Here is a 3459-nt window from a genome sequence, read left to right on the forward strand (position 1 = left end):
GGCCCATAATGCCGCGCTCCGGTTTATGCCGCGCTTGTTCAGGCGAAGTCTTGTTTCCTGCGGTTTTTGTCGTTTTCCGGCTGCATAAGACTGTAGTTCAGAACCGCCATGTGAGCGTGGCGAACTGCGCAATTGGGGCCGGCGATTTGCCATAGGTGCAACCTTCAACCAAAAGAAGGAAACACTCATGGAAAACGATACGCACCCAGATCAAACGACGAGGCGGAAACTGAAAGCTGGCAGCCATGCCGATCGCTTTGCCCTACAGATCGAGGCGGAGGGATACGGCCTCCGTTCCATCGCCAATTACAGAACCACAGCCGAGGCGCTTTGGGCGGCGATGCTGGAGGCAGACGTCTGTCCCACTGAGCTGACCGATGATCGTGTGGACCATCTGGCGACGTCGATCATCAGTGCGGCTTCTGCGAGAGACCAAAAGCACTGTCGGTACCGCATCAATCGGTTCAGGGATTATCTCATTGAAAATGCAGGCGCACCGCCGCGCTCAGAACCGCCGCTCGACATGTCACCGAGGGCCTGCCTGAAACGGGAATACGAAACCTATCTTCGCAGTCAGCGCGGCTTGTCTGAGGACACAATTTATCACTGCCTACGGTTCTTTGATCGGTTCCTGACTGCGAAGTTCGGCTCTGGCCTGGGTGACTTGAACACCATCAAGCCAGACGACATCACTGGGTTCATACTTTGGTTGCGCAAGGAACAAAACGCGCCGCGGGACAAGACAGGCCCATCGCATCTTCGCAACCTCTTCCAGTTCCTGTTCTGGAGCGGAAAGACTGAGCGCAACTTGAGCAATGCTGTGCCGAAAGCCAGGCAGCCCAAACCGACCGGCATCCCGAGGTATCTGGAGCCGGAACAGGTCAACCGGCTCATTGAGGTGGTGCGCGACCACCAGAAAACGGGTCGGCGCAACTATGCAATGCTGATGCTGATCGCCCGTCTCGGTCTTCGTGCGCCGGAAGTGACAGCGATCGAACTGGATGACATCGACTGGCGCGCTGGAGAAATCCTGATCCGCGGCAAGAGGCAGTTGCACGATCGGATGCCGATGTCGGCGGAGGTTGGTGAGGCGATTGTCGATTACATCAAGAATGAGCGCCGGGGCCCGGACCGCGCGCTGTTCGTGTCGGTGAAACCGCCCTTCAAGAGGTTCAAGGACGCGCAAATCCTGCGATGGATATTGCGAGACGCCTATGACGCGACCGGCATTAGCCCGCCACAAGCCTATATAGGCACCCACATTCTGCGGCACAGCCTGGCCACCGACATGCTGCGAAAGGGTGCTTCGCTTGCTGAGATCGGGGACGTGCTGCGTCACCGATCTGCAATGACCACAACCATCTATGCGCAATACGATGTGGCTGCCCTGCGCTCGATCTCGCGCCCCTGGCCAACTTCGGGAGACGCCCAATGAAGACGCTGTCCCAACGACTTGATGAATATCTGGCCCTTCGGCGTTCGATGGGGTTTGACCTCTCCTTTGAGGAACGGGTCCTGCGCAAGTTCACGACTTATGCCGGTGAAAACGGGTTCAATCGGATCTCGACGCCCTTGTTCCTCGATTGGAAGGCAAACTACGGCAGCGCGGACAACAACACTTGGTCTCATCGCCTTGGTATGGTGCGCCGGTTCGCCTTTTGGCTTGCGGAGCACGACAATCGGACCGAGGTCCCGTCCAGCCAGCTTGTCACAGGCCGATACCGAAGGCGTGTCCCCTACATCTATGCGCCCAGTCAGATCGCGGATCTTGTCGTTGAAGCCGGTCGACTGCCGTCACCTTATGGCCTCCGTGCCGCATTGTGGCAGACCCTGTTCGGCTTGATCGCGGTGACGGGGATGCGCGTGAACGAAGCTTTGTCTTTGGATCAGCATGACGTCGATCTGGAACGCGCTATCCTAACGCTCAGAAACACCAAGAATGGCAAGGATCGACAGCTTCCCGTCAACGAGGATACCGCTCATTGGCTTGTTCGATATGCCGAGCTGCGGGATCGTCTGGTTCCGCAGCAATCATCCCGGTTCTTCATCAAAGAGGATGGCGAACCGGCGGGAGATTGCGGGGCACGCTACAACTTCGCGCAGGTCAGCAGAAACATCGGCCTTCGGTCACCACAAGCCTTCAACCGCCACGGACATGGGCCACGCATCCATGATTTGCGGCACACATTTGCCGTTCACACCATCCTGGACTGGTTCCGGGATGGCCGGGACATCGAAACTGAAATGTACAAGCTCAGCACCTATCTCGGCCATTCCGAGCCCAAGCACACGTTCTGGTACATCGAGGCCGTGCCCGAGCTGATGCAGTTAGCCGCGGCGCGGGCCGAACGGCGGGTTTTGGAGGACGCATCATGATCGCAACCTATCCATTGCCCGTCTATGTGCAGCGGTTCTTCACCGAGCGGCTGTTGACCCAGATGCAGGCCAGTCCAAACACGATTGCCAGCTATCGCGACACCTTCCGGCTCTTGCTGAGATACGCCGAGGCGCAGACAAGGCTGCCGCCGACTGAGCTACATGTGGCTCACATTGACGCCGACATCATCGGTCGGTTCCTGACCTTCTGCGAGGAGGAACGAGGTAACAGCGCGCGAAGCCGGAACACTCGCCTCGCGGCCATTCGCTCGTTCTTCAAATACGTCGCGGGCTGTGAGCCCCAGCTCCTGCACCATTGCCAGAAGGTGCTGGCGATGCCGTCCAAGCGGCACGAAAAACGCGTCGTGGACTTCCTGACCCGTGACGAGATGGAGGCCTTGCTGAAGGCACCTGACCAGACGACCTGGTTTGGGCGGCGCGACCGCGTTCTGCTTCTCACAATGCTCCAAACCGGCTTGCGTGTATCGGAGGTGATCGGCCTTCGCGTTGGCGATGTCGAGCTTGGCACCGGAGCGCACCTCAGATGCGTGGGCAAGGGTCGAAAAGAACGCGCAACGCCGCTTCGGACAGACAGTCGGTTTGCATTGAAGGCATGGCTTGCGCAGTGCCGGACTGAGCCCAGCGATCCCCTGTTCGCAACCATCCGTGGCAGGCCGCTCAGCAGAGATGCGGTTGAGCGAATTGTTCGGAAACATGCGGCAACCGCCGCCTCGACCAGCTCGACGTTCAGACTGAAGCGCGTCACACCCCATGTCTTGCGCCACACCGCTGCAATGCAGCTTCTACAGAGCGGTGTGGACCGAACGATTATCGCCCTTTGGCTGGGCCATGAATCGATTGAGACGACACAGGTCTACATCCACGCCGATATCGAACTGAAAGAAAAGGCGATGGCTCTGACAAAGCCGGTTGACCAGACGGGTGGACGATATCGACCGGGTGACGAACTCCTGGCATTCCTCGAAGCGCTCTGAATTATGCCGATATGCTGCGCCGATCTAACCGCAACGCAACAGGTTGTAAGGGTCGGCGCGGCATAAACCGGAGCGCGGCATTATGGGC

At 58.5% G+C, this 3459-nt stretch carries 4 protein-coding genes; 3 read left to right on the plus strand and 1 reads right to left on the minus strand.

The features are described 5' to 3' along the window. A partial coding sequence (locus O4H53_RS26820) for a hypothetical protein (RefSeq protein ID WP_269368034.1) occupies nucleotides 1-189 on the minus strand: 189 nt, incomplete at its 3' end. Between O4H53_RS26820 and O4H53_RS26825 the strand changes: the two genes are divergently transcribed. Genes O4H53_RS26825 through O4H53_RS26835 form a run of 3 tightly spaced genes read left to right on the plus strand, consistent with a single transcriptional unit; the run spans nucleotide 188 to nucleotide 3371 of the window. Then, nucleotides 188-1435, plus strand: a complete 1248-nt coding sequence (locus tag O4H53_RS26825; RefSeq protein ID WP_199484383.1) for a tyrosine-type recombinase/integrase — start codon at nucleotides 188-190, stop codon at nucleotides 1433-1435. The two genes, O4H53_RS26820 and O4H53_RS26825, sit on opposite strands and share 2 nt — an antisense overlap. After that, the gene (locus O4H53_RS26830) at nucleotides 1432-2376 is read left to right on the plus strand and encodes a tyrosine-type recombinase/integrase (protein WP_058123597.1); all 945 of its coding nucleotides are present in this window, start codon (nucleotides 1432-1434) and stop codon (nucleotides 2374-2376) included. Before O4H53_RS26825 ends, O4H53_RS26830 begins: the two co-directional genes overlap by 4 nt. Continuing rightward, nucleotides 2373-3371 (plus strand): tyrosine-type recombinase/integrase, encoded by a 999-nt coding sequence (locus O4H53_RS26835; protein WP_102856250.1) that lies wholly within the window; start codon nucleotides 2373-2375, stop codon nucleotides 3369-3371. The genes O4H53_RS26830 and O4H53_RS26835 overlap by 4 nt, the downstream gene beginning before the upstream one ends. The last annotated feature ends 88 nt before the right edge of the window (nucleotides 3372-3459 follow it).

The sequence above is a fragment of the Sulfitobacter sp. G21635-S1 genome (genome assembly GCF_027213915.1).
In the GTDB taxonomy this organism is placed as follows: domain Bacteria; phylum Pseudomonadota; class Alphaproteobacteria; order Rhodobacterales; family Rhodobacteraceae; genus Sulfitobacter.

Bases quoted from the DNA above. Each gene is read 5' to 3' on its own strand.
- O4H53_RS26825 (WP_199484383.1), top strand. From the start codon at position 188: ATGGAAAACGATACGCACCCAGATCAAACGACGAGGCGGAAACTGAAA.
- O4H53_RS26830 (WP_058123597.1), top strand. From the start codon at position 1,432: ATGAAGACGCTGTCCCAACGACTTGATGAATATCTGGCCCTTCGGCGT.
- O4H53_RS26835 (WP_102856250.1), top strand. From the start codon at position 2,373: ATGATCGCAACCTATCCATTGCCCGTCTATGTGCAGCGGTTCTTCACC.